The organism is Pseudoalteromonas arctica (genome assembly GCF_012927645.1).
In the GTDB taxonomy this organism is placed as follows: domain Bacteria; phylum Pseudomonadota; class Gammaproteobacteria; order Enterobacterales; family Alteromonadaceae; genus Pseudoalteromonas; species Pseudoalteromonas arctica_A.
Genome location: NZ_JABBMT010000006.1, coordinates 97,038 through 112,988 on the forward strand (window position 1 = coordinate 97,038; position 15,951 = coordinate 112,988).

Consider the following 15,951-nt stretch of genomic DNA (forward strand, 5'->3'; position numbering starts at 1 on the left):
AAAGGGAAAATACCCAATAGCCCTGTTGATTTAGTTTTTACAACAAACTACATTGCTTGCTGGTGTAAATTTTCTAGTGTTACTTGCTTAACGTCCACCAGCTTATTGAGCTGTGTGGTTAATAAGTGAATTGGTTTATCACTGTCGACCGTCATGGCGACATGGTACTGACCATCATCCATATTCAGTTGAAAATGGGTTAAATTAAAACCACGGTGACGAACTACACGTAAAAAGCGCTCCACGGCAACACTTTGGTTTTTTAAAGCAACTGTTAAACTGTGTTTCATTTTGCACTCTCCGTCATCATTTCATCATTGGCAGCACCCGGTGGTACTAACGGCCATACGTTTTCTTTATCATCTATACAGGCATGTACTATATAAGGGCCTTCACTATTGACTAATGCTGTAATTGCATCATCAACTTGGTTTGCATGAGTAATTGTTTGCCCAGGTATTCCAAACACCGCAGCTAATTGCACAAAGTCTGGGTTATCTGATAAATCAGTTTCAGAATAACGCCCTTCAAAAAACAACTCTTGCCATTGACGAACCATACCTAAGCGTTGGTTGTCCAAAATCAATATTTTTACCGGTAAGTTATTACGACGAATAGTGGCTAACTCTTGAATGTTCATCATGATTGAGCCATCACCAGAAACCGTGATCACAAAATCATTTGGTCGCGCTACTTGCGCACCAATGGCCGCAGGCAAACCAAAGCCCATAGTGCCTGCGCCACCACTACTTAAATGGTTGCTTGGATGACTAAATTTCATATGTTGTGCTACCCACATTTGGTGCTGGCCTACATCACAACAAACCACGCCATTTTGTGGCATACGCTGACTAAGCTGATTTAATAAGTATGGCGCGAAAACTTTCTCACCAGGGTAATCATATCGCCATGCATATTCAGTCATCATCGCTTTGGTATGCGCTAACCAAGCTTGCTCAGTAACAAAACACTCAAGCTGAGGTAATGAACTTTTTAAGTCTGCAATCAACGAAGCTTTGGCCGGTTTACGTTTACCTACTTCTGCGGCATCGATATCTAAATGAATTACTTTTGCTTTGGCTGCAAACTTACCTAAATTACCAGTTACGCGGTCGTCAAAGCGCGCACCGATACATACTAGTACATCACACTCTTGTACCGCTAAATTTGCAGCTTGGCCGCCATGCATACCTAACATACCTAAGTGATATTCGTAATCAGGTAATACACTGCCTAATGCTTTTAGCGTTGAAACCGCAGGCATTTGAGTTTTTTCTAAAAATTGCATTAGCTGTGCTTGCGCATCAGCCGCTTGTACACCACCACCAACATAGGCAACAGGTTGTTTCGCTTCACTTAATAACTGATTAGCAATCGCCACTTGGTTTAAATCTAACACTGGTAAGTAATCATCGGCAGCAAGCCAAGGATGAAAAGGCACTTGCGCCATTTGAATATCTTTAGGGATATCAACTAAAACAGGGCCCGGGCGGCCACTTTGCGCTAAGTGCATAGCTTCTTGTAATATTTCGGCTAAATCTTCTGAGCGCTCGACCATATAACTGTGTTTGGTGCAGGATAATGACATACCTAATACATCGATTTCTTGAAACGCATCAGAACCGATAGCAGCAGTTGGAACTTGACCTGTGATCGCAAGTAATGGCACCGAGTCCATCATCGCATCAGCAAGCGCGGTGATTAAGTTAGTAGCCCCTGGGCCTGAGGTCGCAAAACAAACTCCTAATTTGCCGGTGCTACGAGCAAAACCAACCGCCGCAAACCCTGCACCTTGCTCATGACGAGTGAGGTAGTGCTTAACCGGCGCACCATACAGCGCATCGTAAATTGGCATAATGGCTCCACCTGGGTAACCAAAAACTTCATTTACGCCGTGTTTGGCTAATAAATCAATTGTTAACTCTGCACCTGTCATTAATAAATCCTCATTCCTCAGTGACATACCTAAACTTAATAACTCATTCTAAACCCTGAAACTAAAAAGCCCCCCGGACTGTTAAGTGCGGGGGGCTTTTTCAATGCTTCTCTTTTTTAAAGCACTAACAAGCCCCCGCGGTAATAATAATCACCACGACGTTAATTAGGACTAGGTTTAGTGCATTTGTAAGCATGTAATCAATACCAAAAATTTGTTTATTCGCAAGAGGAGTTATTTACTCCCCCGCTGTCTTTTTCTATTAGTACCGCGATGAGGGGGTTAAGTCAACCTTAAAATCAATCCAATTTCCATATAAACACCAGCCTTTGAAGGCATAAAAATCCAACATAAGCACACAAATAGATTAATTTTTCTCATATGCGAAAAAATTAATATTTCACACCTCGTTATAACCAAATAGCGGTTTGATTAATTTTTGACGAACTCGCTAATTTTAACATTACCCAATTAAGCATATTGGTTTAATATGGATGTATACCCAACCAATAAGGACAATTATGAACCTCACTCAGCGTATTAGCAGTTACTTTATTTTATCGCTTCTACTGTGTATTAGCTTTGCTAGTCATAGCGCACCGGGTCTTTGGAAAGTCGAAAAAAACGGCATTAACAGCTATTTATTTGGCACTGTGCATGTGGGCGATGCCAGTATGAAAGGCCTGCCAGAGAAAGTCACCAAAGCCATTGCTGCCAGTGATAAAGTGATTGTAGAAGTCGATGTTAGTGCTATCAGCCCGATGGAAATGCAGCGCCGCTCTATGCCATTTATGATGCTAAAAAATGGTAAGACCCTACAAAGTGAATTATCAGAGCAGAACTACGCCAAATTAAATGAATATTTCAGCAAAAAGTCGATAGATATCGCGATGTTTAACAAACTAGCCCCGTGGGCGGTGATGGTTACTATGCTGCAAATGGAGTTTCAAAATGCAGGTTTTTCTGATCAAACCGGCATTGACAAGCAAGTACTTGCTTACGCTAAAAAAAACAATATAGCGGTGGGTGAATTAGAAACCCTCGAATATCAAATGGAGATGTTTAATAATCTATCGTTGTTAAGTAACGAAATGATTGAAGAAACCTTTGAACAGCTTGCCGATATTGAAACCTACTTTATTACCCTAGTAAATGCGTGGAAAAACGGCGATATGGCGACGTTAACTAAGTACTACAATGAAAGCTTTGACGACAGTAACTATGGCGAGATCAGCGAACAAGTGATGCTGATTGAACGTAACAATAACTGGGTAAAAGAGCTCACGCCACGCATCGGTAAAGAGAAACTATTTATCGCCGTAGGCGCCCTGCACTTACCAGAGCAACACGGTTTATTAAAGCAATTTAAAGATCAGGGTTTTACAGTAACTCGCCTGTAATTACTCGCCAATAGACAATTTAACCGCTTGACTAGTAATAACCAAGCGGACTGCCTTATTACTCCACCCTCAGTCACTGCTATTTGTTCAAAAAATTTAGTGAATTATTCACAAAGAGGTTAAGAGACGCTGCGCTTTAGAGGAATATATAAGTAAATACTGCGCAATAGCGTAAGGATAAGGCAAATTATAAGATATCTTTTTTGTTCTCTTGTTTCTTTTAAAACTCATTTGTTTTTGCTTGTTTTTTGTACCTTTTGTTTTATAGTGATTATTCTTCACCTTAGAAGACTACAATATAATCGGAATATAGGAGAAGAAAATGATTCAAAACTTTATAAAAACGTCGGTAGTGTTACTGATTATATCTTTTGTTTCAATTCCAATCCATTCTCAACAAATCAGCAAGGATAAAGCGCATACTAACTCTGTATATCATGTAACTAGTACTCTTTTCGCTGCACAAGTCAGATGTTACAAGTGCAACTCTAATAAAACTGTTAATGCGCACTCATAGGTTTTTAATTCTTTAAACGGTTTCAAACATTCAATTGGATATTAGAAATGAACATAAAAATAAAATGCTTAATTGCTTTTCCACTTATAGCTTTTGTATTTATATATTTTTCAAATACGCCTAGCCATTTAGTGAATAATAACTCGAGTAATGAAGAGCAAAGTTTGAACAGAGCAGAAGCTGTAAGTAGCAATATTAGTTTTATTGATAAACCAGAAGATAGTGCCCCGCAAGAAACTAGATCTTCTATTCTTAATGTATCAAAACCTTTAGCTCATCAAGAAATGTCTAAAAAAGAGAGTACATTAGAAAAAGATATAAAAGTAAATGACTCAACTCCATCAGAAAAATTCATTTCTTTTGATGAACAGGAAGTTAATTATGAATGGGCGGATAACATGACATATAAATTAAATGATTTTTTTTCTTTTAATGAACATTTAGCTGATCTGAATCTAGTAGATGTTCAATGCAGGGAAACACTATGCCATCTAAAATTATCTTCTACTGAAGCTGATTCTATAGAGAAAGCAATTATTATTGGTAATGAACTTCGTTCTGATAAGGAATGGGAAAATTATTCTTTTTATTTAGTGGGTCAACCTGATGAAAATACTATGACAGTTGAGATTGGTGTTAACTGAAAATTAGGTGTATCCGACCACTAAATTTCTTTGCGCCTACATGCTTATACAGCACTTTATATTCTTGCATATTATTGATGCCTCAAGCAGCTATGGCACATACTTCTGCCATAGCTGCTCAAATTTTTTTTGAGATACTTATTCCCTGAAATTCAACATCGGAGTTTATCTCCTCTAATTGCGGCACTTCAACAATACCGAGCATCGTATTTTCGGTGTGGGTTTCACCTGAAGCAAATCCAAGCTATGACTCATATCCGTTTGTTTCTTTGAGTAAGTTCAGATAATCATTAGGGATTTTATTAATTGCCCATTCCAACAATTTGGTAATTTCTTCATCACTAGCACCACCTGAACATGATTGGAAACTCTCTTGCATCACTGCGACTCGCTTATATGCTACAAGGCTGAAGAACTATCAAAAAGAGGCCGTTGGCCTCTCAGCAGTACGATACAGCCTAAACTTGTTAAGGGTTGACTTGGTAGCCATGCTCGGTATCAGTAGTGATAGTAAGCTCTCTAATTGCACATCAGTTTTTGAGATAAACGTTACATCGCCTGCATCCGAATCGTGATCAGGCTCTTAACGCGAAGCTTTGAATAAACGGTTTGAAATTTTTCATTGTAATTATCTTCATGCCCACGCAGTTAGTATCAAATAATCACTTATTAGCTACCTAATCGAGATAAATAGTTTCTTGCGCATTCACCGACGAAACGCCGGCCAGGATTAGTGCCAGCAATCCAGTCCTCAATGGGAAAAAGATCAAATAGGCCGACTTTCACAAGCGTTGGAACAGCAAGTTCTAGCTCTTTCTCTACTCGCTCTCGCTCGCCAGCATTATAAAGATTAATGTTATATAACATTGTTGCCACGGTTCCTGTCTGAACCCGACTCCCATCTTTTAAATGAACCGAAGGTAAAACCTCCCCGTCCTTAACTACTTTCTGATTTACAGTAGCCAGCTGTTCTGTATTCTCAACACTAGTTTTCATTCAGGATAACCCTATTTCAAGTAGTTAACGAACTTGTAGAATAACGCAATTTTATTTTTATTTCTCAACCATAGCCGAGTTCCTATTTTGATTCAATCGTTTGCTATTCATTCATTACTCTTTGCGCAAAAAATTTAAGTGAACTATTCACAAAGAGGGTAAGAAACGCTGCGCTTTAGAGGCTGTAAACGAATTTGTTTATTGATTTAAAGTTGGCCGTCACTGTATAAAAACGGCCAAAAAGAACATTAGTACCTATTGTTGCCAGAGTTAAGGTTCGTATGTGTTATGTGTTGCCACGCTCCGCTGTCAAAGATGAGCTTTCATCCAACCTCTCGAAGTCATATTTAACCTTAGATACTACAAACAAGTCACACTGAACAACTGCCGCATCATTTAAATTAAAAAGGACATAATTATGCCCTTTAGTTAAAGAGCTTTTATAAATAATCCCGTCATACCCTTTCGATTTAATAAACTCTGATATTATTTGCGTCGGCGCATATTCTGATTTGGAATCAGATTCCGTTATAGGCCAAGAAAAAGCAATATCCATCGCAGCCCACACAGCGTCAATTTTCTGCTCAATAGAAGGTTCGTCGATGTAAAAATATGGGTACTGCTCGGCATCAGCAGTCTCCGAAAAATCTATCAACTTCATATCCTTTGTCAAATGCAATTTAGCGATTGTTACGGGTAATCCAGGCCAAGGCCTCACTTCGTGTACCGCAGTTTCTGCATCTGCTGCTACATATAAACAAGGGTTCCCTTTTAAGTTCGCTCTCCCCTCTGAGGGGCTATTGCTCAAGGGTTTCATTCGCTTGAATGAGTAAGGTATACGCTTATCAACATGGAACTCTTGTTCTGCACTATCAGAAGCCTTTTCCTTATCGCATCCAGTTTGTGCACGCCATACCACAGAACCAGATTTCAAGGTTTTAATCCTGTCATTACAAGTGTCATTAATTGAATTTAGAAATTCACTCGACTCATGATCTAAAATGTAGCGCAACTTAGAGCACGCTTTTTTAGAAAAGTCAGAATAGCTTAACCAAGATTTGAAGCTCATTCATACTCCTTAGTTTGTAGTAACACATAACACTTACAACAAGCAGTTTTGTGACGTTCTTCCACAAAATTATTCTACTACTAGTATCTAAATCAGGTGAATATTATATTCTTGGCCAGCAATTATCACCAAAATACCTGAATGCATGAGATGGTCTATCAATTTTGATAAATGTAACCTGAGCTGTTACTTCCATTGAGCTATCCTTGCCAAATAAAAACTTAATCAAAGAGTATTTTCCTCTTTTATACAAAAGGCGCGTTCTCTTATTTACATTACTCATTAATAACAAATTATGTAATTGTTTGCTATCCATATAACCAAACCACCTAAAGATGCAGAATTCAGCGTTTATCTGGTGCTTAATATCAAGGCGTTACTTCGCAAGAGTGGCTGTTGGTTTTGTTGCACTCAACCCAACGCCGGTAAATTTAACGCCGAGCTGTTCTGGTTTTCCCTAGCGCCTAGCTCCTAAAGCCTAGCTCCTTTCTCTACCCCCCTAAAATCAGCCATATCTAAATAGTGTTCAATACCGGCAATTTTATCTTGAGCATGGTGATTTACATAGATCACGGTGCTAGTTCCAGCGGCGCATATTTTCTCAATTAACAGTAATACACGCTGGCGATTGGCTTCATCTAGTCCTAAGCATGGCTCGTCTAAAATCAGTAAGGTGGGGTGTTTTACCATAGCGCGGGCAATTAATAACATGCGTTGGTCGCCAAAGGAAAGTTGCGTGAAAGGCGTATTTTTAAATTCGCTCAAGCCAAGTAAAGCCAGCCATTGCGCTGCAATATCAAGCTGTGTTTGACTCGCACTTTGATATAACCCGATGCTGTCGTAAAAACCCGACACTATAGTGTTAAGCGCAGAAATGCTGACGCGGTAATCCATATGAAAGGCATTTGAAATATAGCCAATATGCTGCTTAATTTGCCAAATACTTTCACCATTGCCGCGCTGATAACCAAACACAAAAATATCATTGTTATAACACTGCGGATTATCACCGGTGATCAAGTTAAGTAAGCACGTTTTACCCGAGCCATTTTGCCCACTTAGCTGCCAGTGTTGCTGAGTATTAATAGTCCAATTAAGCTGCTTAAAAACGGTTTTACCGCTGTAGCTTACTTGAGCGTCTTGCAAGCGCACTAACACATTTTCACTCAACTCTGGTGCTGCATGGGTCGTGTCTTTACTCGGAATAGTTAAATCTGTGTGCTGCAAATGCAGTAACTTAAATAAATCATCACGTTGCTTATTATCTGGATTAGCTAATTGCTGTTGTAGTTCGCCATGTTTCACATAGCCATAATGCGTAATAAAAGGGGGGATTTCATCTAAACGATTCACCACAAATATCATCGTTATGCTGCTTTTTAACTGAGTTAGTATTACATTCAGTTGTTCGCAGCTATCAACGTCTAAACCATCGAAAGGTTCATCAAGTACAATTAGATCAGGGCAATTACTTAGTGCTTTTATTAACATCAGCTTGCGAGTTTCGCCTGTAGAGAGCGATCGTAAACGTTGATTTAATAAATGTTCAAAAGAAAAACCATTGATTAACTGTTGACACAACTGCGGATCAAAAGGCCTGTTTGATTGCTGGAAAATAAGTTCAGACACTAAAGTGGCCGGTGTTTTACCATCGGTAATGTCATCTTGATCTATGAGTAACTCAGCGGTAATCAATTGCTTTTGCAGATCTGAAGAGACGATTTCTGTACGCTTAAAATCACAACTTCGGGTGCCACTGATAATATTAGCCTGATCTAGTAACGTGGCTGTAATGGCTGATTTTCCGGCTCCATTACCACCCAATAATACCCAATGTTGATTACTTTCAACTTGCCAATTTAACCTACTCACAAAAAAACTTTCTTGCTCTTGTGATCCAAGACTCGCTGTCACATTATTTAGTTTAATTGACTTCACACTAATCCCTTTTAACCCACCCGCTTAATTCATTAACACGAAAGTACATGACTTTAATTACAATGGCTATAGAATAAAATTCACGCTATTTAAACCTTTTTAAATTACGTTACGTCTAACCTATAAAGCCATCAACAACGAGTAATAAAATGAACACATTTAGCATTTCGACCTTAGCCATTGCGCTATTATCTAGCAGTGCATTTGCTCATTCAGAGCATAAACTTGAACATACTTTTGATGTTAGTGCGCAACAAGAGTTAATGATTAACGTGCCTGTGGGTAGCCTTGAGCTGGTTACTTATAAAGGAAACCAAGTAAAGGTTTCTATTGAACTAAAAGCTAAAAATGATAGTTGGTTCAACGATGATGTTGCACTCGAAGATATCACTTTAAGCCATAAACAAAATAACGATAAGCTTAGCTTGGCTATTGATAATGATGATGTTCAACAGACCTGGATTGTAAGCATGCCAACAACTATGGCAATTGATTTAGAGCTTGGAGTAGGTGATATTGAAGTGAATGATTTTGCTAACTCTGCAACAATTGATGTCGGTGTGGGCGCCGTACAGATCAGCAGTGCATTAGATGACTATCAGTCTATTACTCTTGAGAGCGGGGTTGGCGATACGAAAATATCAGGTATGAAGAATGCGCCTAAGCATAGCCGCAAAATAGTTAGCTCTGAAAGTGAGTATAAGGGGAACGGTCAATATAAAATAAATATTGAAGTGGGTGTCGGTGACATTAAGGTAAAAAACTAATACTTCATAAATCAGGGTCTACGAATTTGCAATCCGTAGACCCTATTTAAACTTATCTGTTTTCTAAGCGATTATAATCAAACAACCCATATTCAACACCACGATATTGTTTTGCGACCTGATGTAAAATATCGCTGTACTGCCAAAACTGAGGATGTGTACGGCGAATAGCAAATTGGCTTTTCAGTGCTCGGTAATCCGCTTCAATCTGCATTAAAGGCAACTGCTCTGCAAATGATGCAACCTGTTGCTCATTGTGCAAATACCAAATCGCTTCAGGGTAATCACCTATAAACCCAGGGACTATAGTGACTGTATCTTCCGCGTATGCACGTTGCCCTTCTTCGTTTAATAGGCTTGAGATATTATAGTGTGCGTTATGATGAATAAGCGTATAAGCTTGATGAGTTTTGCCTCCATTCTTAACTAATATAAATGAAATTTGCGGCAATAAATTAACTGCTTTAGCTGGCATCTTATTTAGCTGATGCAATGGTTCAGGCACTTGTGTGTAGTCAAAACGCGGACTTAACACCGGCTTTAAGGTTTGTTTAATTAAGCCATATAACTCGTGTTGTTGATCCTGAGTTTTGTAGTCAATCCCAGTTGGTTGACTAAACTCATCACCACTTTCAAAGAAATTAGTTAAACTAGGAGGTGCTTTACGATACCAGTTTGCTTTTAACTCTTTACGTTGTGGCTTAGGTAACAGTGCTAAAAAGTTTTGCTCGCCTTCTAGGCGTAAAAAATCCATGTATAAACGTGTGATCAATTGATGACCTACGTTGCCATAAACATCAAAGCCTGCGACCAATAAGTAGTGAATGCGTTCAAATAGTGCGTAGTCTAATACCCACATAGTTTTAGGCTCTTGTCCTATAAAACCTTTTACTACTGTCGCACTATCAAAATGACGGAAAATAGTCAGTGCAGCATTATCATTCACCTCGTCACCACGCCACAATAGATCGGTGGTTAGATTTTCACCATTTTTAAACATACTATTTGCCAACCTTGTCTTGGCTTTAAGGTAAGTATTTTGACGATTGGCGTATTTGACCCAGCTAGATATAGGTAAAGCATTGCTTTCTTCAGCCGCTGGCAATGCCAAAGCATCTTCATGTTGTAGCAGCATTTCACCCACTTCTGGCGTTGCCGCTTTAGCAGGATCAGCAAATGCAACCCAAAAATGGTCGTTAATAACATTTAACGCTATTTGACCACGACAAACAGGCCCTTTAATAAAGCCCATAATGATTAATTCGGCTTCGTCTAGCATGAATTGATATTTAGATTTAACCGGCATGGCGGCAAATACTTTAAACGGGTTGGATGCTATTTCTGGCAAGTAGCTTGGCATACTGTCAACGTGATAATCAGGCGCAATAAACTGGCTGTACAAACGCGCTAATTTACTGTCATTCAGTGCCAGTGGTAAATGCGTTTTTGCCAAAATTGTTGAACGGTCATGCATTAATCGATAATAAACACGCTTAACTTTAGGGTCATCATACGGACGGCGCGTATTTATTAATTTAATATCTTGCCCTGGTGGTGTACTTGAACGCACAAGTTTAAAATAGCTTTTTTCACCGTCTTGCACAAAATAAATATGTGCTAAATACCAATGTTCAAAAACATAACGAGCTGTTAATTGGTATTTTAATTCGTCTTGGTTTAAAAAGCTCTCCCAGCGTTGTGCCTGCGCTAAAGCGGCTTTACTCGGCGGTTTAATATGCGCCATTTTACCTCCGTTTTTAAGCCACTTCTCTAGGTGCTTAAACTCGGCGCGTGAAATACCGGGTAATCCGTATGGCATTCCTGCATGAGGCTGACTATCGGCAAAGCGGTCAAACTCCCCCATAGTGGTGCAACTTTGTGAGCGGTCGAGAGCAAAATCAAACTCATCACCTAGCACTTCATCACCTGGTAATGGTGAGCTCATTTTTAACACTAGGCTATTATAAAGTACGCTCCCGGCTAGGTTTGCTTGCTCTGTTTGCGCTCGCTCATTTAATACTGGGGTAAAGTTTTTTGCTCGCCAACCTTGTGTGTCAGTTGCATCATAAAGTAAGCGGCTGGGAGCCGATGCTAATAAACGCGTACCATTGTAAACACGTTCTTTGCTTAGACCACGGTCGATCCCTTCAGGCGATGACAATTTGAGTTGGCATGGCGCATCGTAGCAACCATGGCAAACTACACAGCGACTCTCGAGCACGGGTTGCACATGCTGTAAAAATTCGGCGCCACTGCTAGTATTATGCCCAACGATACGTTGCTGCGTTTGCTCTGGGCCAAACAGCTCATTGTAATGAGCTGCACCTAAATAAGCGCAGCCACTGAGCACAATAATAAATACACTCAGAAAAAAAGACTTTTTCATCGTATTACTCCTCCTCATCGCCCAAGTCAAACGTCGGCATCATATCCATTTGTGGCGATACAAATGTGTGTTCTGATGCTGTATCTAGCACTGCACTTAACAATGGCCCGTGGGTTAATGTTAACTGTGCATGATGTGCATCGCTTACTAGGTCTGTAAATACTGGGTTATGAGCTTCTATAATATAATCTGAAATGATAAGAGCAATACTGCTATCCGATGCTGGATTTTGACAAAGTTGGGTCAATAAATCGTCATCTAAAAGTACGCTTAATGAGAGATCTGGAGTTGATAAATCTCGCTCATTTAAAGTCTCATCAAAAAGAAATAACGGAAGGGTTAAACTGCTGTCTTGCTCTAATTCCATGTGCTGCTCTCTAAATTCGGCTATTTAGGCTTTTAATAGAGCGATTATAGCAAATAATAACATTAAAAATTAGCGAAAAATTTCAACAGTTAGTGGCTTTTTATCCTCCAACTGTTGAAATACTGATCACAGTCACACCTAGCGCTTTGCTAAATATTGCTGACATAAATTAGCCGCATTTCACATCATTCATAGCGGAGGTCATAATTGAAAACACCGCGCCTTGTGGATCGGTGATCACACTAAAACGGCCCACCTCGGGAATATCGGTTGGTGCCACACACACCTCACCGCCAAGTTGCTGAGCCGTTGCGACATAGTTATCACAATCATCAACAGCAAAATAAATCATCCAGTGAGCAGGAATTTCTGCAGGCCATTCATCGGTCATTTCAATCATCCCTGCAACGGGTTGGTCAGCGACAGTGAATAATGTGTAGCTCATTCCTTGCATAGGTTTTTCAACGCTCTGCCAACCCAATAACTGGCAATAAAACTCACGGCTTGCAGCACTGTTGCGGGTTGCCAGTTCATGCCAATAGGGAGTGTTAAGCTCACCTAAACGTTTGCAACCTTTATGTTGATTACCTTGCCATAAGGCAAATAATGCACCACCAGGTTCATTTAGCAACACCATGCGACCCGCGTCCATTACATCATGAGGACCGGCGATAATATCAGCACCTAATTGTTTGGCTTTTTCAGCTACTTCATCAATATTATCTACTGCAATATAGGCTAACCAATGACTTGATACCGCTGCGTTTTTTTGCTCGTTCGGCATTTGATACATGGCAGCAATATCATCACCTTGCTTTTGCAACATAGTGTAATAAAGACCATCACCAATGGGTTGATCATCAGCCCCCCAAGCAAATAACTCAGTGTAAAAAGCTTTGCCGCTTTTCCAGTTAGATGTACATAACTCTGACCAACAGAAAACCCCGTGGGGGTGATTATTTTTTGTGTCGTTCACGATTCAACCTCCTTAAATAGTACAACTACTAAAGTTAAAAGAGGAAAGCCATTTTAGCCAATTTTATTTGTATCGTAAGGTGATGTTTATAGCAAAACAAACAATGAGTAATTTTAACCCGACCTAAATACAGCTGCAATAGTGTAATGGAATATCACTTATTACGGTTAAGCGAATCGATGCTTTGCGGGCACTAGCCACATGCTAGTTTATAAAACAGGAATTTAGCTTTTTAACACTCAAATCGAGACTTTAAAAGAGCATTCACCGGCTCTTTTTAGTGGCTGTGCCCACCACCAAGCGCTTTACCATTGGTATCATAAAAGCCCGACGCACCATGCTCTATAAATCCTAAGTTAATCATTTTGGCTAAAAATGGGTCGCCTTCGTTATCACCGATATCCGCATAATCAGTCGTTTGATAAGCATCCCACAGGGCAAATTGCTGCTGTATCGGATCTTTTTTAAAGTCCACAGTGCCCAACGTTAATGTTTGAGTAAGTTGCGCTTTACCAATACTCATTGCGCTTACCAGCTTTTGATTTACCAACCATGCAAGTTCAATCGTAGTATCACCCTGCACTAATTGATAATGCTGTATTTTCTCACAGCCATCACCTTGCTCATCGGTTAAAGTCATCTTAGCAATGAAATCATCACTAACTAATTGGTATTTAGTACTCCAATTTTGCTGACCTTGCACCTCTGAAGGTTGATATTCAATACCACGTTGCTGCGTTTGAAAATAACGAATTGGCCGAATCTGCTGATTACTCAACTGTTGCCACACTTCAACTAATTCAATACCTTGCTCTGCCACCTGGTGCGGTGTTCGCCATAATGTGAATTGTTGAGATTCAGCCACAGCTTTACCTGCTACTTGCTTACTAACCTGATAGCTTGCTTGTACATATTGACTGTCCAACGCGCACTGCGCGGCACTGGCTAATGGACTTATTAACGCTAAAGATAAGATGATTGTTTTCACTGGATTCTCTTTTCGATTTAATATCGTGGGTCACTGTAATGTGTTTATTTTACAGATTAATGACAAAGAGCAACTCAGTTTTGAGTTGCTCTTTAGTAAAGCGTATTACATGACAATTACTTAATTTGTAACTTTAGCATCCGCTTTTTTTGCTAAGTCAGCAGCATAATTCATCACGTGGAAAATAAAGCTCTGCTCGTTAGTACCTGTTACCAAATGCGCACCAGGGCCAATTGCATAAACACCAACATCTTCACCTGCATGAGTTTCAGATGACAGCGGCACTAGTGCTTCTTGGTGGAAACCTGGACTTTGCGTATCAACATCGGTTAAGTCAACACGACCTGTTACCGGAGCAAATTTATAACCTGCATCAGCATCTGTTTCTTCACCTAAATCTCTAAAGCCACCACCATTAGTATAACCAACTGTGGTGTATGGCATATTATCAGCAGCAAGTGTTGGCTCGGTTTCACCCACGGCAACCACTTTACCTAAAATTGGATTACCACGTTTTGGGTAGCCTGCAATGGTGAATACATGACTGTGATCGGCAGTAACAATAATTAGCGTATCTTCAATGCTGGTTTTATCAAGCGCCACTTGCACCGCTTTTGATAACTCAATGGTATCGTTTAAAGCGTTATAGGCATTACCCGCATGGTGTGCATGGTCAATTCGTCCAGCTTCAACCGTTAAGAAAAAACCTTTCTCGTTGTTATCCAATACATCCAGTGCTTTTGCTGTCATCTCTGATAACGATGGTTCACCTGCAATATCATTACCACGGTCAGCTTCGTATTGCATGTGTGATTCATTAAACAGGCCAAAAATATGTTTACTGTTAGTCACATCAATCGCATCAAAGCCCGCTTGATCCATTACGTATTGACCATTTGGATACTGAGCTTGCCATTCAGCAGTTAAATCACGGCCATCAGTACGATCGCCTTCCACTAAACTTACTGCATCGGCTGAATTATACCTTGCATCTTTAGGTAAGAAATGACGACGACCACCGCCCATTACCACTTCAAGACCATCAACATCGATCCCAGCAAAACGCGCTTCTAAGTTCTTTTCAAAATTAACCAGTTGCGATGCAATATCTTCACAATTAGCTGCTTCAGACTTAGGCATATCTGAAACATCTTCCCAATTGCGGTTTGCCGCTTTTGCATACGTTGCAGCGGGTGTGGCATGGGTAATACGTGCTGTTGAAATAAGTCCCGTTGATTTACCTGCAATTTCAGCAAGCTCTAATGACGTTACTAATTCATGGCCCTTACCTGATAAACACTTACCTTTAATCACTGCTTCATCAATACCAATAACACCCACATCGGTTTTTACACCTGATGCCATTGCTGTCATCGTACCGGCAGAATCAGGCGTTTGTGCATCAACATTGTACGTTTTAGCAAAACCTGAAAATGGCAAGGTTTCAAAGCTTAACTGATGCTCTTCACCCATTTTCCCTTGTAACTGACCCGCTAAAATACGCGCCGCTGTTACTGTTGAAATCCCCATACCGTCGCCAACAAACAAAATGACGTTTTTCGCTTTGCCTGACTCTTTAACAATATTAGCAATATTATCTTGGCTACTAGCTAATTTAGCGTGTGCTTCTTTATACCAAGTATTGGTAGTAAGTGATGCTAACTGTTGAGCATTTAATGACGTTGCAGAGTCATTACACACTAAAGACGTGGTTGTGATTTCATCTGCATCAAGCTCACCATTTTGATTGGCGTCATCACCCGTTAGTGTTTCAATACCACCATTGATACATTGCTCTGAACCAACTGCAATAGTATTTTCAACAGTCAATGACTCAATAGGCACTGGCACCGGATCTATAATTGGGGTAACTGGATCCGGCGTATTTTTATCATTATCAGAGCAACCTGCTAACGCAACTACTACAGCGAGAGATATTAAGTTAAGTTTTTTCATTATAATCACCA

At 39.9% G+C, this 15,951-nt stretch carries 13 protein-coding genes and 1 pseudogene; 3 read left to right on the forward strand and 11 right to left on the reverse strand.

Annotation, left to right across the window (positions count from 1 at the left end; all coding sequences use genetic code 11):
• Positions 1-47: 47 nt before the first annotated feature.
• Positions 48-290 carry an acetolactate synthase 2 small subunit gene (ilvM, locus tag HHO47_RS05840; protein WP_169019440.1) on the reverse strand — a complete coding sequence of 81 codons (243 nt, stop codon included), beginning with the start codon at positions 288-290 and terminating at the stop codon, positions 48-50.
• On the reverse strand, positions 287-1,936 hold the full coding sequence (gene ilvG / locus HHO47_RS05845; RefSeq protein ID WP_169019441.1) for an acetolactate synthase 2 catalytic subunit: 1,650 nt from the start codon (positions 1,934-1,936) through the stop codon (positions 287-289). Before ilvG ends, ilvM begins: the two co-directional genes overlap by 4 nt.
• Before the next feature lie 521 nt (positions 1,937-2,457).
• Here ilvG and HHO47_RS05850 point away from each other — a divergent pair.
• Positions 2,458-3,336 (forward strand): TraB/GumN family protein, encoded by an 879-nt coding sequence (locus HHO47_RS05850; protein ID WP_169019442.1) that lies wholly within the window; start codon positions 2,458-2,460, stop codon positions 3,334-3,336.
• 564 nt (positions 3,337-3,900) lie between these two features.
• A complete protein-coding gene (locus HHO47_RS05855) occupies positions 3,901-4,497 on the forward strand; it encodes a hypothetical protein (RefSeq protein WP_169019443.1) in 597 nt (198 codons plus the stop codon).
• Between the two features lie 118 nt (positions 4,498-4,615).
• Here the strand turns inward: HHO47_RS05855 and HHO47_RS19735 are convergent.
• The 4 genes and pseudogenes from HHO47_RS19735 to modF all read right to left on the reverse strand — a co-directional run.
• Positions 4,616-4,726 (reverse strand): annotated as a pseudogene (locus tag HHO47_RS19735) (hypothetical protein); the annotation flags it as partial.
• Between the two features lie 440 nt (positions 4,727-5,166).
• A complete protein-coding gene (locus HHO47_RS05860) occupies positions 5,167-5,493 on the reverse strand; it encodes a DUF7709 family protein (protein ID WP_169019444.1) in 327 nt (108 codons plus the stop codon).
• 286 nt (positions 5,494-5,779) lie between these two features.
• Complete coding sequence (locus tag HHO47_RS05865; RefSeq protein ID WP_211183624.1) at positions 5,780-6,562, reverse strand: RES family NAD+ phosphorylase; 783 nt, start codon at positions 6,560-6,562, stop codon at positions 5,780-5,782.
• Between the two features lie 471 nt (positions 6,563-7,033).
• Positions 7,034-8,500 (reverse strand): molybdate ABC transporter ATP-binding protein ModF, encoded by a 1,467-nt coding sequence (modF, locus tag HHO47_RS05870; protein WP_169019445.1) that lies wholly within the window; start codon positions 8,498-8,500, stop codon positions 7,034-7,036.
• 149 nt (positions 8,501-8,649) lie between these two features.
• Between modF and HHO47_RS05875 the strand changes: the two genes are divergently transcribed.
• Positions 8,650-9,267, forward strand: coding sequence for a hypothetical protein (locus HHO47_RS05875; RefSeq protein ID WP_169019446.1), 618 nt, complete (start codon positions 8,650-8,652; stop codon positions 9,265-9,267).
• 52 nt (positions 9,268-9,319) lie between these two features.
• Here the strand turns inward: HHO47_RS05875 and HHO47_RS05880 are convergent, their stop codons facing one another.
• From HHO47_RS05880 to HHO47_RS05900, 5 genes are all read right to left on the reverse strand, one after another.
• On the reverse strand, positions 9,320-11,653 hold the full coding sequence (locus tag HHO47_RS05880) for a fatty acid cis/trans isomerase (RefSeq protein ID WP_169019447.1): 2,334 nt from the start codon (positions 11,651-11,653) through the stop codon (positions 9,320-9,322).
• A gap of 4 nt (positions 11,654-11,657) precedes the next feature.
• Positions 11,658-12,020: a hypothetical protein gene (locus tag HHO47_RS05885; protein ID WP_169019448.1), complete on the reverse strand. Its 363-nt coding sequence runs from the start codon at positions 12,018-12,020 to the stop codon at positions 11,658-11,660.
• A gap of 169 nt (positions 12,021-12,189) precedes the next feature.
• Positions 12,190-12,996 (reverse strand): VOC family protein, encoded by an 807-nt coding sequence (locus HHO47_RS05890; protein ID WP_169019449.1) that lies wholly within the window; start codon positions 12,994-12,996, stop codon positions 12,190-12,192.
• Between the two features lie 277 nt (positions 12,997-13,273).
• Positions 13,274-13,984, reverse strand: a complete 711-nt coding sequence (locus HHO47_RS05895; RefSeq protein WP_169019450.1) for a hypothetical protein — start codon at positions 13,982-13,984, stop codon at positions 13,274-13,276.
• A gap of 120 nt (positions 13,985-14,104) precedes the next feature.
• Positions 14,105-15,940 (reverse strand): alkaline phosphatase, encoded by a 1,836-nt coding sequence (locus tag HHO47_RS05900; protein ID WP_169019451.1) that lies wholly within the window; start codon positions 15,938-15,940, stop codon positions 14,105-14,107.
• Between the last annotated feature and the right edge of the window lie 11 nt (positions 15,941-15,951).

Coding starts and splice junctions, on each gene's coding strand:
- ilvM (WP_169019440.1), bottom strand. CDS start 290: ATGAAACACAGTTTAACAGTTGCTTTAAAAAACCAAAGTGTTGCCGTG.
- ilvG (WP_169019441.1), bottom strand. CDS start 1,936: ATGACAGGTGCAGAGTTAACAATTGATTTATTAGCCAAACACGGCGTA.
- HHO47_RS05850 (WP_169019442.1), top strand. CDS start 2,458: ATGAACCTCACTCAGCGTATTAGCAGTTACTTTATTTTATCGCTTCTA.
- HHO47_RS05855 (WP_169019443.1), top strand. CDS start 3,901: ATGAACATAAAAATAAAATGCTTAATTGCTTTTCCACTTATAGCTTTT.
- HHO47_RS05860 (WP_169019444.1), bottom strand. CDS start 5,493: ATGAAAACTAGTGTTGAGAATACAGAACAGCTGGCTACTGTAAATCAG.
- HHO47_RS05865 (WP_211183624.1), bottom strand. CDS start 6,562: ATGAGCTTCAAATCTTGGTTAAGCTATTCTGACTTTTCTAAAAAAGCG.
- HHO47_RS05875 (WP_169019446.1), top strand. CDS start 8,650: ATGAACACATTTAGCATTTCGACCTTAGCCATTGCGCTATTATCTAGC.
- HHO47_RS05880 (WP_169019447.1), bottom strand. CDS start 11,653: ATGAAAAAGTCTTTTTTTCTGAGTGTATTTATTATTGTGCTCAGTGGC.
- HHO47_RS05885 (WP_169019448.1), bottom strand. CDS start 12,020: ATGGAATTAGAGCAAGACAGCAGTTTAACCCTTCCGTTATTTCTTTTT.
- HHO47_RS05900 (WP_169019451.1), bottom strand. CDS start 15,940: ATGAAAAAACTTAACTTAATATCTCTCGCTGTAGTAGTTGCGTTAGCA.